General features: G+C 48.7%; 14 protein-coding genes. 12 read left to right on the top strand and 2 right to left on the bottom strand.

Translation table 11 applies throughout. From position 1 onward, the window contains the following. The first annotated feature begins 95 nt into the window (after positions 1 to 95). Together GWC95_RS06410 and fucP are read left to right on the top strand one after the other, a co-directional pair. The gene (locus GWC95_RS06410) at positions 96 to 1,775 is read left to right on the top strand and encodes a GMC oxidoreductase (protein WP_161817860.1); all 1,680 of its coding nucleotides are present in this window, start codon (positions 96 to 98) and stop codon (positions 1,773 to 1,775) included. 132 nt (positions 1,776 to 1,907) lie between these two features. Continuing rightward, entirely contained in the window at positions 1,908 to 3,188 is a 1,281-nt protein-coding gene (fucP, locus tag GWC95_RS06405; protein ID WP_161817859.1) for an L-fucose:H+ symporter permease, read from the top strand. Between the two features lie 20 nt (positions 3,189 to 3,208). Here fucP and GWC95_RS06400 read toward each other — a convergent pair whose 3' ends face one another. Further along, entirely contained in the window at positions 3,209 to 3,889 is a 681-nt protein-coding gene (locus tag GWC95_RS06400; protein WP_161817858.1) for an aspartate/glutamate racemase family protein, read from the bottom strand. A gap of 997 nt (positions 3,890 to 4,886) precedes the next feature. Between GWC95_RS06400 and GWC95_RS06395 the strand changes: the two genes are divergently transcribed. From GWC95_RS06395 to GWC95_RS06350, 10 genes are all read left to right on the top strand, one after another. Further along, positions 4,887 to 11,255: a LamG-like jellyroll fold domain-containing protein gene (locus GWC95_RS06395; RefSeq protein ID WP_161817857.1), complete on the top strand. Its 6,369-nt coding sequence runs from the start codon at positions 4,887 to 4,889 to the stop codon at positions 11,253 to 11,255. A 535-nt stretch (positions 11,256 to 11,790) separates the two neighbouring features. Beyond that, positions 11,791 to 13,914: an HYR domain-containing protein gene (locus GWC95_RS06390; RefSeq protein ID WP_161817856.1), complete on the top strand. Its 2,124-nt coding sequence runs from the start codon at positions 11,791 to 11,793 to the stop codon at positions 13,912 to 13,914. A gap of 269 nt (positions 13,915 to 14,183) precedes the next feature. Next, positions 14,184 to 15,794, top strand: coding sequence for a PAS domain-containing protein (locus GWC95_RS06385; RefSeq protein WP_161817855.1), 1,611 nt, complete (start codon positions 14,184 to 14,186; stop codon positions 15,792 to 15,794). Continuing rightward, entirely contained in the window at positions 15,794 to 16,423 is a 630-nt protein-coding gene (locus tag GWC95_RS06380; RefSeq protein ID WP_161817854.1) for a response regulator, read from the top strand. The genes GWC95_RS06385 and GWC95_RS06380 overlap by 1 nt, the downstream gene beginning before the upstream one ends. 66 nt (positions 16,424 to 16,489) lie before the next feature. Further along, positions 16,490 to 17,119 (top strand): response regulator, encoded by a 630-nt coding sequence (locus tag GWC95_RS06375; RefSeq protein WP_161817853.1) that lies wholly within the window; start codon positions 16,490 to 16,492, stop codon positions 17,117 to 17,119. A 274-nt stretch (positions 17,120 to 17,393) separates the two neighbouring features. Further along, positions 17,394 to 18,653: a PAS domain-containing sensor histidine kinase gene (locus tag GWC95_RS06370; protein ID WP_161817852.1), complete on the top strand. Its 1,260-nt coding sequence runs from the start codon at positions 17,394 to 17,396 to the stop codon at positions 18,651 to 18,653. Continuing rightward, the gene (locus GWC95_RS06365) at positions 18,650 to 19,279 is read left to right on the top strand and encodes a response regulator (protein WP_161817851.1); all 630 of its coding nucleotides are present in this window, start codon (positions 18,650 to 18,652) and stop codon (positions 19,277 to 19,279) included. The genes GWC95_RS06370 and GWC95_RS06365 overlap by 4 nt, the downstream gene beginning before the upstream one ends. Positions 19,280 to 19,339: 60 nt before the next feature. Further along, positions 19,340 to 20,542, top strand: a complete 1,203-nt coding sequence (locus tag GWC95_RS06360) for a GAF domain-containing sensor histidine kinase (protein WP_161817850.1) — start codon at positions 19,340 to 19,342, stop codon at positions 20,540 to 20,542. 282 nt (positions 20,543 to 20,824) lie between these two features. Beyond that, positions 20,825 to 21,874 carry a SusE domain-containing protein gene (locus tag GWC95_RS06355; protein ID WP_161817849.1) on the top strand — a complete coding sequence of 350 codons (1,050 nt, stop codon included), beginning with the start codon at positions 20,825 to 20,827 and terminating at the stop codon, positions 21,872 to 21,874. A gap of 57 nt (positions 21,875 to 21,931) precedes the next feature. Beyond that, the gene (locus GWC95_RS06350; protein WP_161817848.1) at positions 21,932 to 22,339 is read left to right on the top strand and encodes a hypothetical protein; all 408 of its coding nucleotides are present in this window, start codon (positions 21,932 to 21,934) and stop codon (positions 22,337 to 22,339) included. Here the strand turns inward: GWC95_RS06350 and rocD are convergent. After that, on the bottom strand, positions 22,336 to 23,574 hold the full coding sequence (gene rocD / locus GWC95_RS06345) for an ornithine--oxo-acid transaminase (RefSeq protein WP_161817847.1): 1,239 nt from the start codon (positions 23,572 to 23,574) through the stop codon (positions 22,336 to 22,338). The genes GWC95_RS06350 and rocD overlap by 4 nt on opposite strands. Positions 23,575 to 23,695 lie beyond the last annotated feature (121 nt).

The following is a 23,695-nucleotide window of genomic DNA, read 5'->3' as shown; positions in this document are numbered from 1 at the left end:
CCGGGAAATATTCGTTCTTCACCTACTCCTGCGCTTTGTCTTCATAATTATCTTATTTTCCATCAAATATTTTCTACCAAAAAATCAAATGAAACGTGGCGGCTGAAACTTTTGACGCAATTGTAATTGGTTCCGGGATCAGTGGCGGATGGGCCGCTAAAGAACTCACGGAAAAAGGCCTGAAAACATTGTTACTGGAAAGGGGGCGTGACATCAAACACATCAAGGACTATGTAAACGCAAACAAGGACCCCTGGGATTTTCCGCACCGCGGCGAACGTACCCAGCAGATGATCAAAGACTATCCTGTGCTCAAAAGAAAATATGCACTGCAGGAAACGAATCTTGATTACTGGGTGAATGAAAAGGAGAGTCCGTATACTGAGATCAAGCGTTACGACTGGACACGCGGTTACCATGTTGGCGGCCGCTCGCTTATGTGGGGCAGGCAAACCTATCGCTGGAGCGATATTGATTTTGAGGCCAACCTGAAGGAAGGCGTTGGCATCGACTGGCCCGTGCGTTACAAAGAGATCGCGCCCTGGTATGATCATGTAGAAAGATTTGCCGGCATCAGCGGTAATCTTGACGGGCTCCCGCAATTGCCCGATGGACAATTTCTTCCGCCCATGGAAATGAATTGTGCAGAGAAAGAAGTGGCCGCGCGCATCAAACAATATTACAAAGACAAACGCGCGATGATCATCGGGCGCGTTGCCAACATCACTGTTGCACACGAAGGCAGAACGGCGTGCCAGTTCAGGAACAAATGCTGGCTGGGTTGCCCGTTTGGCGCGTATTTCAGCACGCAGTCGTCTACTTTGCCTGCTGCCATGAAAACAGGGAACCTCACGCTCAGGCCATGGTCTATTGTAACAAAAATTCTCTACGATAAAGACAAAAAGCGCGCAACAGGTGTTGAGGTACTTGATTCTGAAACAAACAAGACCTACACCTTCAATGCCAAAATAATTTTCCTCAACGCATCAACCATGAACTCGGCATGGGTGCTTATGAATTCTGCCACCAATGTATGGCCCGATGGTTTGGGAAGCAGCAGCGGCGAACTTGGCCACAACCTGATGGATCACCACTCGGAAGCAGGCGCGAACGGAAGGATAGAAGGGTTTGAAGACAAATACTATTACGGGCGCCGCGCCAACGGCATCTATGTTCCGCGCTTCAGGAACCTGTTTGGCGAGAAACGCGATTACCTGCGCGGCTTTGGTTACCAGGGCAACGCAAGCCGGCAAAACTGGGTACGCGGCGTGGCAGAAATGAGCATCGGTATGGATATGAAAGAAGCACTCACAGAACCCGGGCACTGGACAATCGGTTTGGGCGGCTTCGGAGAAACATTGCCGGATCACAACAACAAGGTTACCCTCGACAAAACAAGAACAGACAAATGGGGATTGAACATACTTGCTTTTGATGCAGAGCTCAAAGACAATGAACGCAAAATGCGCATCGACATGAAGAACGATGCGATGGAAATGCTGGAAGCCGCAGGTGTTAAAGACGTGAAAGGTTATGAGAACCCCGGTTACCCCGGGCGAAGCATACACGAAATGGGTTCGGCACGCATGGGGCATGATCCTAAAACATCCGTACTCAACAAACACAACCAGCTTTGGGATGCACCAAATGTATTTGTAACGGACGGATCGTTCATGGTCTCATCATCCTGCGTAAACCCATCCCTTACCTATATGGCGTTCACGGCTAGGGCAGTTGACCACGCGGTATCAGAATTGAAAAAACAGAATTTGTAGCAATAATTTGAGTGTTGTTTTTTTTGGTTGTGTTTTTATTCCAGGATCATCACATCGATACAAACGATAAACAATACACCAACCAGATAACGGGTAACAAGCCAATCACAAATAAACCCATAAACCAACTGTATGCCTGCTTCGCCAAAACCGAATTACCTGATCCCGTTTGCATTGGTTACCACGCTGTTTTTTTTATGGGGTTTTATACACAACGTAGACCCGATATTAATCCCGCACCTGAAACGTTCGTTCAGCCTCTCAACGCTCGAATCGTCGCTGGTCGATTTTTCTGTGTACATCGCCTATTTTGCAATGGCCTTGCCTGCCGGAATGTTAATGCGCAAATATGGATACAAAGCAGGCATCATTACAGGTTTGCTTTTGTTTGCCACCGGTTCCTTCCTTTTTATTCCTGCCGCAAATACACAACTGTACGTGTTTTTTCTTGGCGCACTTTTCATCATCGCCTGCGGCCTGACCATACTTGAAACAGCGGCCAATCCGTATGCATCGCTGCTTGGCGATCCCAAAACAGGAACCCTCCGTTTGAATTTTGCGCAATCGTTCAACGGGCTCGCCGCAGCCACCGCGCCCATCATTGGCGATGCGGTGATCCGTACAAATGGTTTTTCGGATAAAGAACTGGCTACCATGACGGCGGCCGCAAGGCAGGCTGCATTGGCATCCGAAGCATCAACTGTAAAAACACCGTACCTGGTTCTTGGCAGTTTTATTCTGGTGATCGCGTTCTTGTTTGCGCTGATCAAATTACCGGAGATCAAAGAAGAAGAAACAGGAAGATCCGAACGCAGGAATGTGTTCCATGCCTTGCGTCATTCGCACCTGCGCTGGGCCGTGATCGCACAATTCTTTTATGTGGGCGCACAGGTTTGTGTGGGCAGCTTTTTTATTTTGTATGCGGCGAAGGCGGCGGGACTGGATGGTAAATCTGCCGCGCGTTACCTGGGGCTTGGCTACGGAATGGCATTTATGATCGGCCGGTTCTTCGGTACGTTTCTCATGCGGTACATCAAACCTGAAAAATTGCTTGCATTGTATTCGTTGATCAACATCGGGTTGTGCGCGGCAGCGATGGTTTGCCATGGAATGTTAGCGATATACGTTGTGATAGCGATCGGTTTTTTTATGTCGATCATGTTCCCCACCATCTTTGCACTCGGCATCAAAGACCTTGATGCAGATGCGAAGATCGGCAGCAGCCTTATCATCATGTCGATCGTAGGAGGCGCCGTATTATCGTTGATCTTTGGCCGCATCGATGACATCACCGGCAACATACAGACTGCGTATATCGTGCCGCTCGTATGCTTTGTTGTTACATTGGTATTTGGTTTGAAAACGCATAAGGTGATCGCTCCGAAAGAGGTGATGGCAGAACCCCAGTTGTAAGTAGGTTGGAAGGCGTTGTTTTACGAAACCATAAAATCAACGATCGCATTTACGTGGATCGCAATTGTATCAAACACTTTGACCGGCACGTCTGTTTGTTTGATCAGCAGGGGTATTTCAGTGCAGCCCAGTACAATGCCTTCGGCGCCGGCTGCAACGAGTTCGTTCATAATGGCGATGTAATTCTTTTTTGTTTCTTCCCTCAGCACACCACGGCCCAGCTCTTCCTTTAAAGTTTGCTGGATGTAATTTTTTGTTTCCTGCAGGGTGGGTACCAGTACTTCAATGCCGAGTGCGTGGAATTTTGCTTTGTAAAAATCTTTCTGCATCGTATGGACCGTTCCGAGTAAGCCGATCTTTTTCAGGCCGGATCGTTGAACCGTTTTGGCAGTTTCCTCCCCGATGTGTATCAGGGGAACACCGATGCCGGCCCGGAGTTCGTCGGCAAACAGGTGTGCGGTGTTTGCACACAAGGCGATCGCGTCAACATCTGTTTGGGTGAGCGTTTGGGTGGCTTCGCGGAGGAGGCCGTACGCGTTCTCCCAGGTGTGTTTCTGGATGTCATCGAAATTCAGGGACACGATCACGCATTCGGCAAAATTCAATCCGCCAAGCTTTTCATTAACCCCTTCGTTGATCAACCTGTAGTATTCCAGGGTTGATGTCCAACTGATGCCGCCAACCAATCCGATCTTTTTCATCTGTTGCGTGTGCTTCTATTCAACTACGATGCGGTAAAAATAAATGAATCTTTACAAAGGGCGGTCTCCTCGTCGCGCAGCAATGTTTTTGAAATCATCCGCGGAGGTAAAATAATGCAGTACAGGTAACCAGCCTACTCGCCGGGCGACATAGAGGTAATCGGTACGATAGGAGACCAGCAACAAAAGTATCGAGAGGACTAGCTTTCGCAAACACATCCCCGCTGCGGTGGAAGTGAAGCGACACCAGGCATACAGGTTTTGTAGCGTTTTTTCCCCGGCAGACACCGGTGTTTTAACGGTGCAAAACGCCCCGTTATGCCCGCGAAATATCCATTTTGCAAATAATAAAATTAATTAATAAGTGGTATTGATACTACATAAATGTAGTGATGAAGTTTGATTTGTTTGTAGTTTTTAGGCGCAAATGCCCCTTTTGATTAAAAATATTAACAGTCATTTTACCAGGCCCGTTTGTTTGGAATAATCCATTTTTTTAGTGGACTTTGAAACAACCTAAAATGATTCATTAATATTTGATAATCAATGAAATACAAACATTTTTAAATTATCATTGGTCTACACGGCCCAGGCGCCGTGGAAATCGTATTCCCAACCCTTATCCAGTACTGTGGAAATCTTTTTTAAGTTTTCTTTTAAAAAGAATTGCTAAATCGATGTTTTTAGTACATTTGTAGTGTAATCTTTACAGGTCGACACTTGTTGTCGACGTTTAGGTTACCCGAACGGAAGATCAGGATGTTGCGGTCTCTGTTCAAAAAATCTAAAAGTTCTTAAACATTCTGAAATGCGCCGGTGCTTAGCTGGTTTGGGTTTCAGAAGATTTAACACTTTGGATTCGGTTTCAGATTTTGAAATAAAAACGATGGGAGGTAAAAATAAACCGACCGTCAAATTTGATTAAGTTATGAACCTGAATTTTTACGCAAAGGCAATCTTAAGGCTGAACTCACTCCGAAAATCACTTGCATTTTGCATGCTTGCAGTTGTTTTGTTTGTGAATAACACACAGGCACAACAGGCGGGCGCGCTGAGTTTTGATGGACAGAACGATTACGTTATCATCCCGGTTAAGCCTGCGATGAATGTAACTTCAAACCTGACCATCGAAGCCTGGATCAAACCGGCAAAGTCGACGGGTGTGCAGGATGTGGTTTCCAAATCTGCCGCTGCTGCGAGCAACAGTTATATCTTCCCGAGAACGATCAATGGCTGGACCACGATCGAGTTCCTGCTGAACATCAACGGTGCCGGCTGGAGAACTTTGAGAATTCCTTACGGTGCAGACAAGCTGAATGCATGGCACCACGTTGCCGCTACTTATGATGGATACACAATGCGTATTTACATCGACGGCGTTCAATCAGGTTCATTGAACTTTTCAGGTACCATCACTGTTAACAACAACCCGCTTGCATTGGGTAACCAGGCAGGCCTTGGCGAATACTACGGCGGTGCCGTTGATGAGGTCCGCATTTTCAACCGTGCACTTTCAGGTTGCGAAATTTCAAGCAGCATGTTCTGCGAACTTTCAGGCAACGAAAACGGGCTGATCGCTTATTATAAATTCAACCAGGGAATCCTCGGAGTACCCAACCCGCTTGAAACAGGCTTGAACGATTCAGGCCCTAACGGTGCCAATGGCACCCTTACGAATTTTGGCCTGTTGGGTACAGGTCTTTTGTCTAACTGGACAGACGGCAACCCAGCCATTTCTTCAACTGTATGCACACCGGTAACACCTCCTACCGTAACTGCAGGCGCATTGCTTTCACTGGTTCCGGTGAGCGGCACATTAAACCTGACCGCAGAGAGTCTTCCGGGAGCCACTTATTCATGGACCGGCCCCAATAACTTTACTTCCAACCTGCAGAACCCATCTATTGAAGGTGTTGGTTTGAACGCAACAGGTACCTATACAGTAACGGCAACGGTTAATGGATGTTCAGGTACATCCAGCGTTGTGATCACCGTTGCGCCGAGAGCGAGTGGATTGAACCTTGATGGTATCGACGACTATGTTTCAACCGGCTACAACGAAAAACTGAACAGCGATGCTTTCTCTGTAGAAGCATGGATCTATCCTACAGATGCCAACATCACAAACCAGAACGTAGTAACCAATTCGGATATCTACAGCCAGACCGGTTTCAAATTCCCTAAAACAAACGATAAATGGAACTCTTTCACATTTGAACTGTCGGTCGACAATTCATGGAAAGAACTGACAGCGAACTTTCCAAGTTCAGCGATCAACAAATGGAACCACCTCGCTGCAACATTTGATGGCTATTTCATGCGTATTTACCTCAACGGTATTCTCGTAGGAACACAGGAAGTAACAGGCACCTATACCAAAAGCAGCAGGAACCTGATGATCGGAAACAACGATGAAAGGTCCGAGTTCTTCAAAGGAACCGTAGATGAGGTTCGCGTATGGGGAAGGGCTGTTTCTCAATGTGAGATCATCAACAACATGAAGACATGTGAGTTGAACGGAGACAACAATGGCCTTGCCAACCAGGTTGCATTGACGGCTTACTACCGTTTCAACCAGGGGCTGATCAACGTAGACAATGCCGCTTATGCTACACTGGCAGACTCAAGCGGAAACAACGCACACGGTACTTTACAGAACTTCAGGTTAACAGGTACAACTTCGAACTGGGTTGATGGTAAAGTATATGGTCTTTGTGATTACTTCCCGCTTCCATTGCTTACCGCTTCAGCAAACGGATCTGTATTCCAGACAGGAAGTACTGCCAAACTGTTTGCAGAGTATGGAAACAACGATGTGTACAACTGGGAAGGACCTAACTCATTTGCATCTTCAACACAAAACCCTGTCCTGAACAATGTTCAGGAAATACAGAGCGGTACTTATACCGTAAGCACACCGTATACAAACTGTGTGGTCACAGCAAGCACAAGGATCAAGGTTTCAGACCTTCCGCAGATCATCGCAGACGGCCCGACTTCATTCTGTCCTTCGGGTTCTGTTCAGTTGACGAGCGCAACTACAGGAACTGCTTACCAATGGTTTAAAAACGATGTGGCGATCAATGGTGCTACTTCTGTTTCATACGTTGCATCACAAAGCGGCAATTACTCGGTTAAGATCACAAACGGATCGGTGGTGATCATCTCTGCTCCGCTCGTGGTAACGGTTGTTCCGGATGTAACGGCTCCTGTTCCGAATGTTGCTTCATTGCCAACCATCAACGTAACTGCACCGGCTACCGTAACCACGGTACCAACAGCTACCGATGCATGCCGTGGCGCGATCACCGGTACAACTACCAGCCCGCTTACATTCAACACAAGCGGTACCTATACTATAGTATGGAACTACAACGACGGCAACGGAAATACTTCTACACAAAACCAGACAGTGATCGTGGCACGCCCTGTGGATGTTACGGCTCCGGTTCTTACCGTACCGGCCAACATCACTGTAGCTGCCAACGGCGCAACCTGCAATGCTGTGGTAACATTTGCAGCAACTGCAACTGAAGAATCAGAAGATCCGACTGTGATCATTACCTACAGTCAGAACCCAGGCACTGCGTTCCCTATCGGAACAACAACAGTGAATGTGACCGCTAAAGATGCAGCAGGCAATACTTCAACAGGAAGCTTTACTGTAACCGTAACTGCAAGCGTGGTGGCGCCGATCACCGGAACAACAACCGTATGTCTGGGGTCTTCAACAACACTCGCAACTACAAGTACAGGCGGTACATGGAGCAGTTCTGATCCAACGGTTGCTACCGTAAACGCATCGGGTGTTGTAACAGGTGTGGCTGCAGGTTCTGCAAACATCACTTATACAAATGCATGCGGTGCATCTGCATCGGCTACAGTAACCGTTAACGCGCGTCCGGTTGCTCCAACAGTAACAGCGGTTAACAATTGCGGATCAACCGTATTGACAGCTTCCAACACAACAGGTACGGTTAACTGGAACACCGGCGCAACGGGTTCATCGATCACCGTAACAACTGCAGGAACCTACACTGCCACACAAACCGTAAACGGTTGTGCAAGCACTCCAGGTACAGTGGTTGCTGCTCCTAAAGCGGCTCCGGCAACACCGGTGGTGAACGTGGTAAACAACTGCGGCACATCAACACTTACCGTTGCCAATCCTACCGGAACACTGGTATGGAGCAACGGCGAAACAACTACATCGATCACTGTTTCAAACAGTGCAACTTATACAGTAACACAAACATCGAACGGTTGCACCAGCGCGGCAGGTTCAGGTGTGTCTGCTCCTAAGGCAGCGCCATCAGCACCAACCGTAACCGTGGTGAACAACTGCGGAACATCAACACTTACTGCTTCCAATACAACAGGTTCTATCCTGTGGAGCAACGGTGCTTCAACTGCGTCGATCAATGTATCAGCAGCAGGAACCTATACAGTAACACAAACCGTGAATGGCTGCGTAAGCGCAAACGGTTCGGGTGTTGCGGCTCCTAAAGCGGTACAGGCTACACCGGTGATCACAGTTGCCAATAACTGCGGATCTACCACACTTACTTCAAACACCAGCGGTACATGGAGCAACGGCGCTACCGGAACTTCGATCACCGTAACCTCAGGAGGTAATTACTCAGTAACCGCTACCAATGCAGCAGGTTGCTCAGCTGCCGCTACAACAGCAGTAACGGTAAATACCAATCCTTCTGTTGCCGCGATCACAGGTAACACAAGCGTGGCAGCAGGCGCAACAACACAATTGTCTGACGCTACCACAGGCGGCGTTTGGAGCAGCAACAGCGCAAATGCTACGGTGAATGCTTCAGGACTTGTAACCGGTGTAAACGTAGGTACAGCAACGATCACCTACACAGTCACCAATGGTGCGGGATGTTCAACATCTGTAAGCACAGTGGTAACGGTAACACCGTCGGTTCCAACATGTACTGCACCGGTATTTACTTCAGCAGCATCAAATATCTCAGTGAACAGTTGTGCAAATGCAACTGCATCCTACAGCCTCACCGTTGGAGGAACATCTCCGGCGCTTACTTATACATTCTCAGGCGCCACAACAGCCAGCGGCTCAGGTACAGGAAGCGGTGCAATATTCAATGTAGGTGTTACAACCGTAACCGTAAGGGCTATCAATAACTGCGGTAGCATTTCACAAACATTCACCGTAACAGTGAAAAGCCTGGCAGCACCGGTGCCAACAGTGGCAAGCCTGCCAACGATCACCGGCCAGTGTTCTGCAGGACTCACGATCACTTCAACGCCAACAAACAACAACGCATGTAACGACGACTGCCGTTGCTGCCGCACGGTTTGCCATTGCAAAACAAGTTCATGCAAATGCCGCGACTGGAACCTCAGGAGCATCGTAGCCTACCTGTTCAACCTTTACTTTGGTGGTTCTTCAGACGATAGCCACGATTGTGATGGTGACGACAACGGCGGTACAGGCGGAAACACTGCAGGCAATGCGCCAACAGCGCGTGATGCATGCAGCGGCGCAACGATCGTAGGTACAACTACAGATCCATTGACTTACACAGCACAGGGAACCTATACCATCAACTGGAAATTTGTTGATGCAAGAGGAAACGTAACCATACAACCGCAAACGGTGATCGTTAACGATACACAGGCGCCGGTTCCACAGGTGAGCAGCCTTCCGGCTATCACAGGAACATGTGGCCTGGCCATCACATCAGTGCCTAAAGCAAACGATGCATGCGCAGGTGTGGTTAACGGTACAACTACAGATCCTTTGACATACACAGCAAAAGGTACCTATACCATCCGCTGGACTTACACCGATGGCAACGGAAACACAAGCACACAAAACCAGACAGTGAACATCACTGGTGGCCCGGTAGCTACAATTACTGCAACAGGTACATCAAATGACCTGTGTGGCGGATTGGTTCTGACCGGTTCATCATCAGTAAGCGGCGCATCTTTCAAATGGATGTCGGGCAACACGGTACTGGGAACAAGCTCACAATTGAGCCTCGGCCAGGACGACCAGGAGGGAACTTACTCATTGTATGTAACTGCAGGCGGTTGCACAAGCACGGCGGCCACTTACACCTACAGCAAACAGGGCCTGGCAGGCAGCTACACCATCCTGGCCAGCAAAAGCGCGATGTTTGGTAAATATTCTAAAGTGTCTTCAGGAAGCGTAGGCATCACTACAACATCGGGTTCGGTTAGCTTCAAAGGATATACAGCGGTAAATGGTGCGGGATCTTTTGTGAAAGCACCGTATATCTCTAAGACATCTTCTGACAATATCCTCAAAACAGTGAGCGGTGTTGCAACAGTAACAGGTGTTCCGGCGATGCAGTACAACACTTCAAATGCAAACAGCTACTCAAACTACACAACCGCACAATACGCTACGGTTTCTTTGAGCGGCAACTATAAAACACTCAAGATCAAAAAAGGTACCTACGCCACTTTGAGCGGTACGATCTTCGGAACGATTGACCTTGAAGAAGGCGCAAGCGTAAGGTTTACCAACTCAACCATCAACATCGATAAACTGTTGGTTGAAGACGGCGCAAGGGATGGTTACTACAGCTATGTACGTTTCGCTCCAAACACAAGCGTACGCGTAAGCACACAGGTTAGCATCGGCAGCCAGGTATTGGTTAACCCGGATAACTACCGGGTAACTTTCTTCGTAGACGATAAATCTTGTGACGAAGAGCGCTTCACCGTAAAAGGTGCAGACACCAGGTTCAATGCAAACATCATCATGCCTGATGGCAAACTGTTTGTAACTTCTACAGATTGCGACAACGATTATAAGAGCAACTGTGGCCACGGCGCACACTCTTCATGGCAATGTCCGCACAACGGGCACAACCACAAGGCTTGCGACCACAGAAGCCACAACACTTCAGATTGCAACGATGATGTTTACATGACAGGTACATTCGTAGTAGAAATGCTGGAAAGCAAAGGCAACACAGTGATCTGGAACAGTTACGATTGCAGTTCTTCACCTGTACCGGTTACAGTGGTGAACAAATCGGTTCCGGCCGCAGTATCTACACAGGCGGTGACCTCGGAAAGCGCAAGTGCTGCTACATCAGAAGAAGAACTGAAAGTAACCGTAATGCCAAATCCAAGTACTACTTACTTTACATTGAAATTTGAAAGCAAGTACGAAACACCGATCAACATGCGTGTGATGGATGCAAACGGACGCGTGGTTGATGCCCAAACTAAGATCGGTTCCAACAGCACCATCCGTGTGGGCGCTAACTATGCAAGCGGTACCTACTTCGCAGAAATGACACAAGGTGGAACACGCAAAGTGATCCAGCTGATCAAAGTGAGAGGATAATCTTCAAAACTTCTATACAGTTGAGCCCTCCGTTCTGAACGGAGGGCTTTTCTTTTTTAAAGGCAGGCCGTCCCGGTTCTCGGGAACCGCGTTTGAACCGCCGTTCTAACCTCGCCGGGAATACCGGGGTGGCTCATTTTTACCGCCGAAGGCCCCCTAATACGGTCAGGCCATTTCTGCCCAACCAGCCGGCTCGCGCGGGTAGCGTTTTTCAAGTGACCGTTATAAGATATTGGATTTCCGGTGGTTGTATTTTCGGTTTCAGCTGATTTTTTGCGGCAATTTTTCCCCTGTTTTTTTGGAATTTTAAAAAATGTTGTATCATTATCCTGTCATTTGGGGATAACCTGGTGATTTCTATGAAACCGATTACATGTATTTTCTAAGGTAGATTTAGTGAGATAGGGCCCTTTTTCACGGTGAAAAAGGAGGAGTTTGACCGGCAGGAGATAAGCAAAAGTTCAAAAACCAGGACCAGCAGAACTGTTTAGGCCGTTGTGCTGGCAGGGTTAGTTTTAATACTAAATCCAGTACCATGAAAAAAAGTCTACAATCACCCCTCTGTTTTGTTGCCTTGTTTTTTCTTCTTCTCTCATCCGTTGCCGGGGCTGAGCGCCCGGGTACGGATCAATCCGGTAAAAACCGTTTGAACCCGGTACGTTTGGTTTTGGCAGACGGCAGGTCCGTAACCTTTAATGCGCCTGCAGATATTACCGTGAGCACCGATCCCTGGCTGAACATAGCTACCAATGTACCCCTCGGCGCCGCTTCTGTTTCCAGTGGAGACGGCCGCAGCGCATTTACCATCTCCAACAACGCACCCAATGGTTTTCCGATCGGTACGACCGATGTTACCTGGAAAGCAGCCGATGCAGACGGCAATGTGTTGACAGCGGTTCAGAAAGTAACGGTTGTAGACACCGAGAAACCCTATATCGCAAGAATGTTCGAGATCTCGGTGGTAAACGACCCCGGCCAGTGCGGCGCGGCGGTGCAGCTTTTTACACCGGATTATTACGATAACAGCGGCAGCGTAACCTTTACAAATGATGCACCCGCTTATTTCCCCGTAGGGTCATTTCTTGTTACATGGACGGGTACCGACCGATATGGTAATTCGGATACCGCTACGCAATGGATCACGGTGATCGATAACGAACTTCCTTCCATCAGCACAACAGATATTACTGTAAACAGCGAGCCCGCGAAAAACGGCGCAACGGTTAACCTCGGCACACCGGTGACAGCCGACAATTGCGGCGTTGTTTCTGTAGAGAACGATGCACCTGCATTTTTCCCGATCGGCACAACCGTTGTTCACTGGACGGTGACCGATAAAGTTGGTTATACAAATGTTACGACACAAACAGTTGTTGTCGTAGACAACGAGAAACCAAAGATCACCCCGCCGGCGACCATCACCCTCAACAATACGCCGGGCCAATGCGGAAGCAGTGCAGCACTTGCCCCGCCGGCAGTTTCCGATAACAGCGGGTCTGTGGTGATCAGCAACAACGTAAACGGCCAGCTGCCCACAGGAACAAATCTTGTGACCTGGACGGCAACCGACAACAGCGGTAACCAAACTTCCGCCACCCAAACCGTGATTGTGAAAGATGCAGAGGCGCCCGTATTCACCAACGCACCTGCCAATGCAACAGTGAGCTGTGATGGCATTCCGGCGGCAACCAAACCTGTGGTGAGTGACAATTGCACCGCATCGCCCGTTGTTACTTTCAGCCAGGTAAGCACGCAGGGATCGGGTACAACTTCGGTAACACGTTACAATTATGCCATCACACGCACATGGACAGCGAAAGATGCGGCGGGCAATACGGCCACTGCAAAGCAGGTGATCACCGTGCAGGATCGTACGGCGCCGGTGATCAGCGTTCCATCCAACATCAGCAAAGCGAATGACCTGAATGCCTGCGGTGCAGTGGTAACCTATACGGCATCTGCGGTTGACAATTGCGGAAGTCCCGTTACGCTCACCTACAGTAAAAACCCGGGATCAACATTTGCAACGGGCTCAACTGTTGTTACCGTTACGGCGAAAGACGTAAGCGGGAACACCAGTACAAAATCGTTTACCATAACGGTAACAGACACGCAGAAACCTGTACTGAAAGCTCCATCCAACATCAGCGCATCAACCGGCAACAGTTCGGTTTCCAATGTGAACCTGGGTACGCCAACAGCCAGCGATAACTGCGGCATCAGGAGCATAACCAACAATGCACCGGCAAGCTACCCGGTTGGCACAACAACCGTAACCTGGACCGCCACCGATGTAAACAACAACACCACAACCGCAACACAAACCGTAACCGTAACATCCACCAGGAAAAAGGCAAGCAATAATGCAGCTGTTGCGTTTGCAGGCGGTTTAAAAGAAACTGCCACAGAAGAAGCCTTGCAAATAACCGTGGCGCCAAACCCAAGTACGGGTTATTTCACACTCAAGATACAGGCAAGAAACGGACAGCCGGTTTATCTCCGCGTGGTAGATGCGCAGGGAAGAGTGGTGGATGCAAAAGCAGGACTGGCAGCCAACAGTACCATCCAGGTGGGACACTCGTACTTACCGGGCTCTTATTTTGCCGAATTCATACAGGGCAGCGAGCGCAAAGTGATACAGTTATTAAAGGTGCGATAAACCCACGCAAAGCAACAACCGGCACAACAGGAAACAGAAGATGGTGTGATTTTGACACGTAATCACATCTTTTGTTCCTTGTTGTGCGCGGCCGGTTTGCCGGTGACGTTTTCTTTGTGTAGTCGATGCACTACGCAAAAACTCTTTAGTACCACATACATTGTTCCCTGTAGTCTATTTTTTGAGGATGAATTAATCCATTATTTTATGTTTTATTCCTTATACTCTAAAACAGCCAGGATCAACCAGCGCTATATAAAAATTTATTCATGAATACAACGTTGGTTATGGATGCAGAAAATTCTGTGAAAGAGTTGAGAGCGAAGTACGACCAATTGCGTTATGCATATTCAGCATTACTTGCCGATAACGAAGCGTTGCGAAAAGAAGCCGCGCTTGCGGAACGGTTACAGGCCGGGAAAGAAACCTCTACAGAAGAGGCCCTGCGGGTCAGCAACGAAAGATACCTCTACGCTACCAAGGCAACATTTGATGCCATTTGGGATTGGGACATTGTAAACGACCATTTATACTGGGGCGAAGGGTATGAAAAGATCTTCGGGTATAAAATTTCAGGCATTACAGAGAACCATATCCACTCTTTCGATAACATCCATCCCGACGACCGCCCCTCTGTTTTTGCAGGCATCGATGAGCTGGTTGCGGGCACTGCTTCTAACTGGATGGGCGAGTACCGGTATAAAAGGGTGAACGGTGAATACGCCTATGTGCAGGACCGCGCCGTGATCATACGCGATGATGCGGGCAAAGCGGTACGGATGATCGGGGCCATGCAGGATGTAACCGACCGGAAAATGGCAGAAGATGCCATCAGGCGCTCGCAGGAGAAATTCAATTCGCTTGTAAATACGATCGACGGAATTGTTTGGGAAGCCGATGCCGCTACTTTCCAGTTTACCTATGTAAGCGATCACGCAGAAAAATTACTCGGTTACCCAAAAAGCGACTGGACAGGTGACCCGCATTTCTGGACCTCACACATCCATGAAGAAGACAGGCAGTGGGTGGTGCGTTTTTGTGAGAATTATACGCGTATGAAACGCGAACACCAGTTCGAATACAGGATGATCGCGAAAAACGGGCGCGTGGTATGGCTCGCAGATTTTGTAAGCGTGGTGGTTGAAGACGACCGCCCTGCAAAACTGCGGGGTGTAATGGTAGACATTACCGCGAGAAAAAATGCGGAGAATGAATTGCAGCAAAAGAACGTGCAGCTTAAAGAGTTATCGGCGCACCTGCAGAACGTAAGGGAAGAAGAACGCCGTTACCTCGCGCGCGAGGTGCACGATGAGCTCGGGCAGCTGGCTGCGGTTGTAAAAATGGACATCGACTGGATCAAAATAAAAATGCCCGAGCTGCCGGAGAATCATGCAAAGCGGATCGCGCATGCTTCTTCAACAACGGATCTCCTCATCAACACCATACGCAAACTGGCATCGGAGCTTCGGCCCGGAATGCTTGATGAACTGGGGTTGAATGCATCGCTCGAATGGCAGTGTAAAAAATTTGAAGAAATCAATGCCGTGGCTTGCGGGTTTGAATGTTTTTTTAACGACGAGAACCTCGATACGCAGGTAAAAACCGCGCTTTACCGGGTTTGCCAGGAATCGCTCACCAACGTGAAGCGGCATGCGCATGCAACAAAGGCGATGGTAACGATCTACGAAAAAGATGCCCATATCTTTCTCCTGATCCGCGACGACGGAAGAGGGTTTGAAGTGGCAAAAAAAATAAATACACTTGGACTGATCGGCATGCGCGAGCGGTGTGTGTCGGTGAACGGTTCGCTTACCATAGAAAGTGAGCAGGGGAAAGGCACGGCGGTTTGCGCGATCATTCCAAAACAAAATTCACACTGATGCGAATACTGATTGCAGATGACCACACCATTGTGCGCGAAGGGATCAGGATGCTGCTGACCGAAGCCTACGCTGATGCGGCGATCGTTGATGTTTCCGATGCGGCCGAATTGATCCGCCAGGTAAACAGGGAAAAATGGGACGTGATCATTTCAGACATCTCGATGCCGCCGGGCGATTCGGGGCTGGAGGCACTGCAAAAGATCAAGATCATTTCCCCTAACACGCCTGTGATCATCCTGAGCATGCAGGCCCCCGAACAATACGCCGTACGCGCCATGAAATACGGCGCCTCCGGATATCTTACCAAAGGGGCGGCCACGCTTGAGCTGGTAAACGCAGTGAACATGGTGCTGGCAGGAAGAAAATACATCAGCCCGGAAGTGGCCTATATCCTGGCAGACGCTTTCGAAAACAGCAGCCACAAATTCTCGATCGATAAACTTTCGGAGCGCGAGCTCGAAGTGTTTAAACTGCTCGCCGCAGGAAAAACGATCTCTGAAATTTCGAAGGTGCTTTCGCTAAGCAGCAATACCATCAGCACCTTCCGTGGAAGGATCTTCGAGAAGATGGGTTTTCACAACAATATGGAACTGATCAAGTACGCGATCGACAATAATTTATCTTAAACACATACTATAAACCTTTGAATACACGTTAGAACGTAGATTGTTTCCCCCAAATTAATAAATCCTATGAGAATTCTGATTGCCGATGATCACACGATTGTTCGACAAGGCGTTAAAATGTTGCTTACAGAAGCGTATCCTCTTGCAGAGATCACAGACGTTTCCGATTCTGCAAGTGTGATCAGGAACGCATCCGCCACCAAATGGGATGTTATTATCTGCGACATTTCCATGCCGCCCGGCGATTCCGGACTGGAAGCCATTAAAAAGATCAAGGAGCATGCGCCTAAAACGCCTGTCCTTATTTTGAGTATGCATGCGCCCGACCAGTATGCCTTGCGCGCCATCAAAGCGGGTGCAATGGGCTACCTCAACAAGGGTGTTGCCACACTTGAGCTCGTTACCGCGGTGAACCGCGTGATGTCGGGTAAAAAATACCTGAGCGAAGACGTGGCCTACATACTCGCCGATGCGGTTGAGCAGAAACACGACCATTCCATAGAACATCTTTCTGACCGCGAGTTCGAAGTATTCAAACTGCTGGCCTCCGGGAAATCTGTTTCGGATATCTCCAAACAACTCAACCTGAGCACCAACACCATCAGCACATTCCGCCTCCGCGTATTTGAAAAAATGGGTTTCAGGAACAACCTGGAACTGATCAAGTATGCGATCGATAATAAGATTGTGAACTAGTTTTCCGTTGCGGGTACAGCCGTAACAGATGTAAGAAAACCATCCCGGGGATTCTTGTACAAAGGATCACAAAAAATAGAAGGCTATCACGGCTAAGGGGTGGCCTTCCTTTTTTTGCGCATGCAATACTTTGGCAATTTAAAAGCATGCCCCATTCGTGGCTACCACTCAACTTCCAAACCAGCCACTAAAAAAAGCCGTATATCAAAAAAAACGATTATCTTAACTATACCTTGATATAGCCCTGGATAGTATATTTTTTAAAGATCCTGATATGCGTTTATCTGAGAAAATTCGGGCCGGTGTTTTCATGTTGCTGTTGCTGGGCCTGGTCATTTTTCTTTCGTACAAAAATTCGGTCGTCAACAAGGGCTGGTTTATTTTACTCGCCGGCTGCCTGCTTGTGATCACAGGCTGCTGCCTGTTCCTTTACAAATGTTTGCTGGCAAAAGAGAAAAAGGAAAAACACCTGCTGAAGGTGAACCGCTCGCTCGAAGAAAACCGGCAGCTGATCATGAAGGCATCACTCGATGCGATCATCTGTACAGACGACCATGGCCACATCACTTTCTGGAACACGCAGGCAGAAAATCTCTTCGGCTGGACCTTTGAGGAAGTGAAAGGGAAAGTACTGTACAAACTCATCGCACCCGAAAACAAACAGGCCATTTACGAAAACCAGTTGGCTCAATACCACCAGACCGGTTCTGCACCCTGGATGAACAGTTTGCTTGAAACGAATGCAGTAGACAGGTACGGCAAAGAGTTCCCGGTAGAGTTCACTGCGTTGGCGATCGATCGTGCGGATGAAAAATTCTTCTGCACGTTTGTACGCGACATCAGCGTTCGCAAAGGCGCTGAAGATGCGCTTAAAGAGAAGACCAAGGAATTCAGGAACCTATCCGCCTACCTGCAGCGCATCCGCGAAGCGGAACGCAAACAGATGGCCAGGGAAGTGAACGATGAATTGGGGCAGCTGGTATCGGCGCTCAAAATCGACATCGACTGGTTGAATACACGCATCCAGTCGCTCGAAGAGAACGAAAAGAAAAGGCTCGCACACGCTTCGAACACGCTGGAGATCCTGATCCTTTCCATCAGGAAGATGGCATCGTCGCTCAGGCCGAGTATACTGGATGATTTCGGGCTGAACGCAACCATCGAATGGCAATGCCGTGAATTCACGGATGTGCACGATATCGATTGTGAATTTTATTGTGATTACGACGACAACGGGCTGCCGGTAAAGTTGAAAACAGAAATGTTCCGCATCGTGCAGGAATCGCTTGCCAACGTGGTGCATCATTCGGAAGCGAAGAAAGTTAAGGTGACCATCACCTCTGAAAAAGAGGAACTGCACATGAAGATTGAAGACGACGGGAAAGGGTTCGATAAAAACTCGAAAAAAGATACACTCGGATTGATAGGCCTGCGTGAACGCGCCGCTTCTGTAAACGGGAAACTCAGGATAGAGAGCGCACCCGGCAAGGGAACGGTTGTTCATGCCATCATACCCAAAAAACAGAACCCATGAGAATACTGATTGCCGATGATCATACCATTGTACGCGAGGGTATCAAGATGTTGCTCAGGGATGCGTATCCCAACGCGGAGATCGTTGATGTATGCGATTCGATCGACCTGATGAAATGCGTATACAAACAGAAATGGGACGTGATCATCTGCGATATCTCGATGCCGCCTGGCGATTCGGGACTGGACGCGATCAAACAGATCAAGGAAAATTCGCCCAAAACACCTGTGATCATCTTAAGCATGCACAAACCCGACCAGTATGCCGTGCGCGCCATCAAGGCCGGCGCAATGGGTTACATCAACAAAGGCGCAGCCACTCTAGAACTGGTGAAGGCGGTGAACCAGGTCATGTCGGGCAGGAAATACCTCAGCGACGATGTTGCAGATGTTCTTGCCGACGCATTCGAGCATTACAACAACGCAACAGGCGTTGAAACGCTTACCGACAGGGAGTTTGAAGTGTTCAAGCTCATCGCCTCCGGGAGGTCGATCTCTGAAATTGCAAAACAGCTGGTGTTGAGCAATAATACGGTGAGCTCGTTCCGCACGCGTGTTTTTGAGAAAATGGGTTTTCAGAACAACCTGGAGCTGATCAGGTACGCGGTAGATAATAAGTTGATCTAGGCGCCTGGCGATCGCGCAATTGTCAAATCAACGCTATATTTATCCCTCAATCCAATATCAATGAATGCAAATCCCCCCGTGCACTCAAATGAAATGGACAGGTTGCGCAGCCTGTCTGTTCTTGACCTTGATTATTCCGATGCGCAGGAATCGCTTAAGGGACTTACGATGCTTGCCGCGCGCATTGCCGGCACTTCTATCTCGCTCATCAACCTGATCGATGCATTTACGCAATGGAACGTATCAAGCTACGGATTGTCGATCGGCCCACTGCTGCGCGGAGACAGTGTGTGCCAATATACCATTCTTTCCGAAGAGAATTTTGAAGTAAAGGACCTGTCGACGGATGAACGCTTCCGCGATAAATCTTATGTAGCCGATGAACCCAAACTCAAATATTATTTTGGCGTTCCCATTCAAACCAGCAACGGGTTCAACATCGGCGCCTTGTGTGTGATGGATAAAGTGGGGAAGGAGATCAGCCCGGAAAAAGTTGAACTGCTCAAACTCATCGCGCACGAAGTGGTGAAACGGCTGGCGGCGTTCCAGATGGTGCAACGGTTGAAACTGGAGCTGAAGGAATCAAAAGAAAAGCAGCGCCGCGTGGCGCACGATATACGCGGGCCGTTGGGTGGGATTATCAGCCTGAGCCAGATCATCACCTCGCAGGGTGAGAACAATAAAATAAGCGATGTGCTCACGTTCGTGAATATGATCCAGAAAAGCGGCACATCGCTGCTGGATCTTGCCAGTGAGATACTGAGCATGCCTAAAACCAACGAGGTTGCTGAAAATATATTCATCGAAGAATTCAATCTTTCTGCATTCAAAGAGAAGATCGAAAAATTATACATACCGCAGGCGCTTTCCAAAAACATCACGCTTACGGTACAGGTGCAGGAAGGGAACGAAACGATACCCGTTGCAAAGAGCAGGTTGTTGCAGATAGCCGGCAACCTTATTTCAAACGCCATCAAATTCACACGGCACAACGGAACGGTAGAAGTGACGCTTTCGCTCGTGCCAGCCGATAAAGGGAACCTGGTCATCCGGGTCAAAGACACGGGGAGAGGGATGGATCATCAAATGGTTTCGCAGGTAATGGAGGGAAAAGGTTCATCCAACAACGGCACCGATGGCGAGCAGGGGTTTGGTTTTGGTCTCGCGCTTGTGCAACACCTCGTAAAAGAGCTTGCAGGCACGCTTCAACTGCAATCTGCAGCGGGAGAGGGGACGGTTTTTGAAGTGATCATCCCTCAATAACTCATATATTTTCTTTAATCGTTTTTTAAGAAGAAAGAAGTTTGCAAAAGCCGCGTTGCTGCGGCTTTGTTTTTTTCGAGCCGCCGCATGCAAACGTTGAAAATTACTGTAAGAATCCGTACCGCCCGGGATAGGGCATATACTACACCGTTTCCTCAAACCCATACAGTTTTCTCCGGAGGGTTTATGACTTGTTTTTCACGTTAGCTTCTATTGTTTTCGCCTTGGTTCCGGCGTCTATTTGTATCGTAATCGTTCCACTGAAAACCAAACGGCGTTCTTATGAAAAGAAGATTTTTACGTTTCGACTTTTTACTGATCGTTTTGCTTGCTTCCCTTGTATTTGTATCATGCAGGAAGACAATGGAGATCTCGGTTGCACCCAAAGAAGTTACGGGCTTCCGTATCTCGGAATCTTCATTGGTTTTATTGCAGGGCAATGTTGCCAACAAGGCTGCCACGTTCAGTTGGGCAGCTACCGGCCCCGCTGATATTTATACGGTTGAAGCAGACGTAAGCACTTCTTATTTTTCCGATCCCATCGAACTCGCTACTACCAAAGCAACCAGCGTAACGTTTACCGTTGGGGAGTTCAATGCGCTGATGAGTAAATTATTGTATGCAGGCAATCCGGGCAGGATCGATTTCCGTGTAAAGGTTCAGCACTCCGGTTCGGCGCCGGTTTATTCAGAGCCTACGGCGATGGATGTTACCACGTTTAAAAACTACGTTACTTACGATGGATCCAGAACCTTCAAGGTGCCGGGCAATTACCAGGGATGGAACGTGGCCACCGCACCTAAACTGATCGCAGCAAAAGGAGAGGGCGAATACGAAGGGTACATCAATTTCGTAAACCCATCGCCACAGGTATTGCTGGTGAAAGGAAATGTTTCGAAGTGGGACGATAAGTTCACTTATTATTACATCGGTGGTGATATGTTTGGGTTCGGCGGATCCATCATGACATTGCCTTCCGGATCGGGTGTTTATCTTTTCAGGGCAAATACGAATACGAACCGGTGGTCGTCTGTAAAGATCACCAGCTGGGGCATTGCGGGCGACGCGCTGAATGCAAAAAGCAAGGCAACCATGAGTGATGAGGAAGGCAATCTTTCCTGGAGCGTAACCACTGACCTGGTGCCGGGCAGTTTCCGCATCCGCGCCAACAACAGCAATTCGATCAGCTTTGGCCACAAGGCGGAAGACGAGGCGGGCGTGCCTAGCTACGATGGCGAAAACATCGTGATCAGGAAAGCAGGCAATTACACCATCGAACTTTCGCTCGGCGTGGCGGGAAATTATTCTTACAGCATACGCCGCAACAGTTAACGGCTTCTGCAGTTGTTTATCTAAAAAGTTATACGTTTGTGAACAAGCCCCGTTCACATGAAATATTCTCAACGCATAGGCATCGTTGCCGCCGTGGCTATAATGGCCGTTTGTTACCTGCCCTGGAGTTATATCGCCGGCCCGAACATTTCCATTTCGGGTTTCCATACAGAAGGTACGAGCTTCGGCAGGCCCGGGTTGATGAATACGGCACTGTGCGTGCTGATGCTCATCTTTTTTTCTGTACCCGCCATCTGGGCAAAACGCACCAACGTTTTCATTGCCGCGGTTAACCTTGCATGGTCGTTCAGGAATTATTTAATGGTAACCGCATGTATGATGGGTGTATGCCCCGAGAAAAAGATCGGCCTGTATCTTTTGCTGTTCTTTTCGGTGGTGGCGCAGGTAATGGCCCTGTTGCCGAAGATGCCCGTAACAAAACAGGATCGCCCCGGCAACGTTTAATTTGCAGCGCCCAACTCCGCGAGTGCCTCGCCGATCACCCTCACACAATCCCTCACCTGTTCTTCATTGATGAGCAAAGGCGGTGCAAACCTGATCTTATCGCCGTGCGTGGGTTTTGCGAGTATGCCTTTTTGCATGAGGTTGATGCAGAGGTCCCATGCAGCATCAGGATTTTCATGATCGATAACGATGGCATTGAGCAATCCCTTTCCCCTTACCAGTTTGATATGTGGCGATTGCAGCCTGGTGAGTTCTTCGCGCAGCAGCGCCCCCATTTTTTCTGCATTGGCCGCCATGTCTTCTTCTTTCAGAACCGTAAGCGCCGCCATGGCCACCGCACACGCCAGCGGGTTTCCGCCATACGTGGATCCGTGTTCGCCGGGCTTGATGGTCATCATGATGAAATCATCCGCCAGTACTGCAGAAACAGGCAGTACGCCACCACTCAATGCTTTGCCCAGGATGAGGATATCGGGGCGCACGTTCTCATGATCGCAGGCAAGCATTTTACCCGTGCGTGCGAGGCCGGTTTGTATCTCATCTGCGATGAACAGCACATTGTACCGGGTACAGAGATCGCGGACACCCTTCAGGTAACCCTCATCCGGCACCACAACACCCGCTTCGCCCTGGATGGGCTCTACCATAAAAGCGGCAACGTTTTCATCGCGCAATGCTTTTTCCAAAGAAACAAGATCATTATACGGCACAAGCTCAAAGCCAGGCATGTATGGTCCGAATCCCCTGTAACTCGATGGGTCAGTTGATGCAGAGATGGCAGCCAGCGTTCTTCCCCAGAAATTACCTTCGGCGAAAACGATCTTTGCTTTGTTTTCTGCAACGCCTTTTGTTGCGTACGCCCACCTTCTTGCGAGTTTGATGGCGGTTTCGCCGCCTTCCACACCGGTATTCATCGGCAGCACTTTATCGTAACCAAAATAGTTGGTTATGAATTTTTCGTATTCACCCAGGAGGTTGTTGTGAAACGCGCGGGATGTGAGTGTTAATTTAGTGGATTGTTCCGTCAGCGCCGCAATGATCTTCGGATGGCAGTGCCCCTGGTTAACGGCAGAATAACCGCTGAGGAAATCGTAATATCTTTTGCCATCCACATCCCAGAGAAAAACGCCCTCGCCTTTTTCGAGAACCACGGGTAGCGGGTGATAGTTGTGCGCACCATATCTTTCTTCAAGATCGAGAAACGACTGCGTACGGGATGATAACAGGTATGACATCTTACAATGAATTAAATGATCAGGAAAAAACAAACAGGCATGAGGAGAAACAGCGGTACCGGAACCATCGCACAACAGTTGCCGATGCCCCGGGGCGTTAGTGGTTCAGTATGTCAAGGTT

The sequence above is a fragment of the Sediminibacterium roseum genome, from assembly GCF_009939005.1.
In the GTDB taxonomy this organism is placed as follows: Bacteria; Bacteroidota; Bacteroidia; order Chitinophagales; family Chitinophagaceae; genus Sediminibacterium; species Sediminibacterium roseum.
The sequence above is the reverse complement of the archived record's forward strand: the minus strand, read 5'-3'. Positions and strand labels throughout refer to the sequence as shown.

Coding starts and splice junctions, on each gene's coding strand:
- fucP (WP_161817859.1), top strand. CDS start 1,908: ATGCCTGCTTCGCCAAAACCGAATTACCTGATCCCGTTTGCATTGGTT.
- GWC95_RS06400 (WP_161817858.1), bottom strand. CDS start 3,889: ATGAAAAAGATCGGATTGGTTGGCGGCATCAGTTGGACATCAACCCTG.
- GWC95_RS06395 (WP_161817857.1), top strand. CDS start 4,887: ATGCTTGCAGTTGTTTTGTTTGTGAATAACACACAGGCACAACAGGCG.
- GWC95_RS06390 (WP_161817856.1), top strand. CDS start 11,791: ATGAAAAAAAGTCTACAATCACCCCTCTGTTTTGTTGCCTTGTTTTTT.
- GWC95_RS06385 (WP_161817855.1), top strand. CDS start 14,184: ATGAATACAACGTTGGTTATGGATGCAGAAAATTCTGTGAAAGAGTTG.
- GWC95_RS06380 (WP_161817854.1), top strand. CDS start 15,794: ATGCGAATACTGATTGCAGATGACCACACCATTGTGCGCGAAGGGATC.
- GWC95_RS06375 (WP_161817853.1), top strand. CDS start 16,490: ATGAGAATTCTGATTGCCGATGATCACACGATTGTTCGACAAGGCGTT.
- GWC95_RS06370 (WP_161817852.1), top strand. CDS start 17,394: ATGCGTTTATCTGAGAAAATTCGGGCCGGTGTTTTCATGTTGCTGTTG.
- GWC95_RS06365 (WP_161817851.1), top strand. CDS start 18,650: ATGAGAATACTGATTGCCGATGATCATACCATTGTACGCGAGGGTATC.
- GWC95_RS06360 (WP_161817850.1), top strand. CDS start 19,340: ATGAATGCAAATCCCCCCGTGCACTCAAATGAAATGGACAGGTTGCGC.
- GWC95_RS06355 (WP_161817849.1), top strand. CDS start 20,825: ATGAAAAGAAGATTTTTACGTTTCGACTTTTTACTGATCGTTTTGCTT.
- GWC95_RS06350 (WP_161817848.1), top strand. CDS start 21,932: ATGAAATATTCTCAACGCATAGGCATCGTTGCCGCCGTGGCTATAATG.
- rocD (WP_161817847.1), bottom strand. CDS start 23,574: ATGTCATACCTGTTATCATCCCGTACGCAGTCGTTTCTCGATCTTGAA.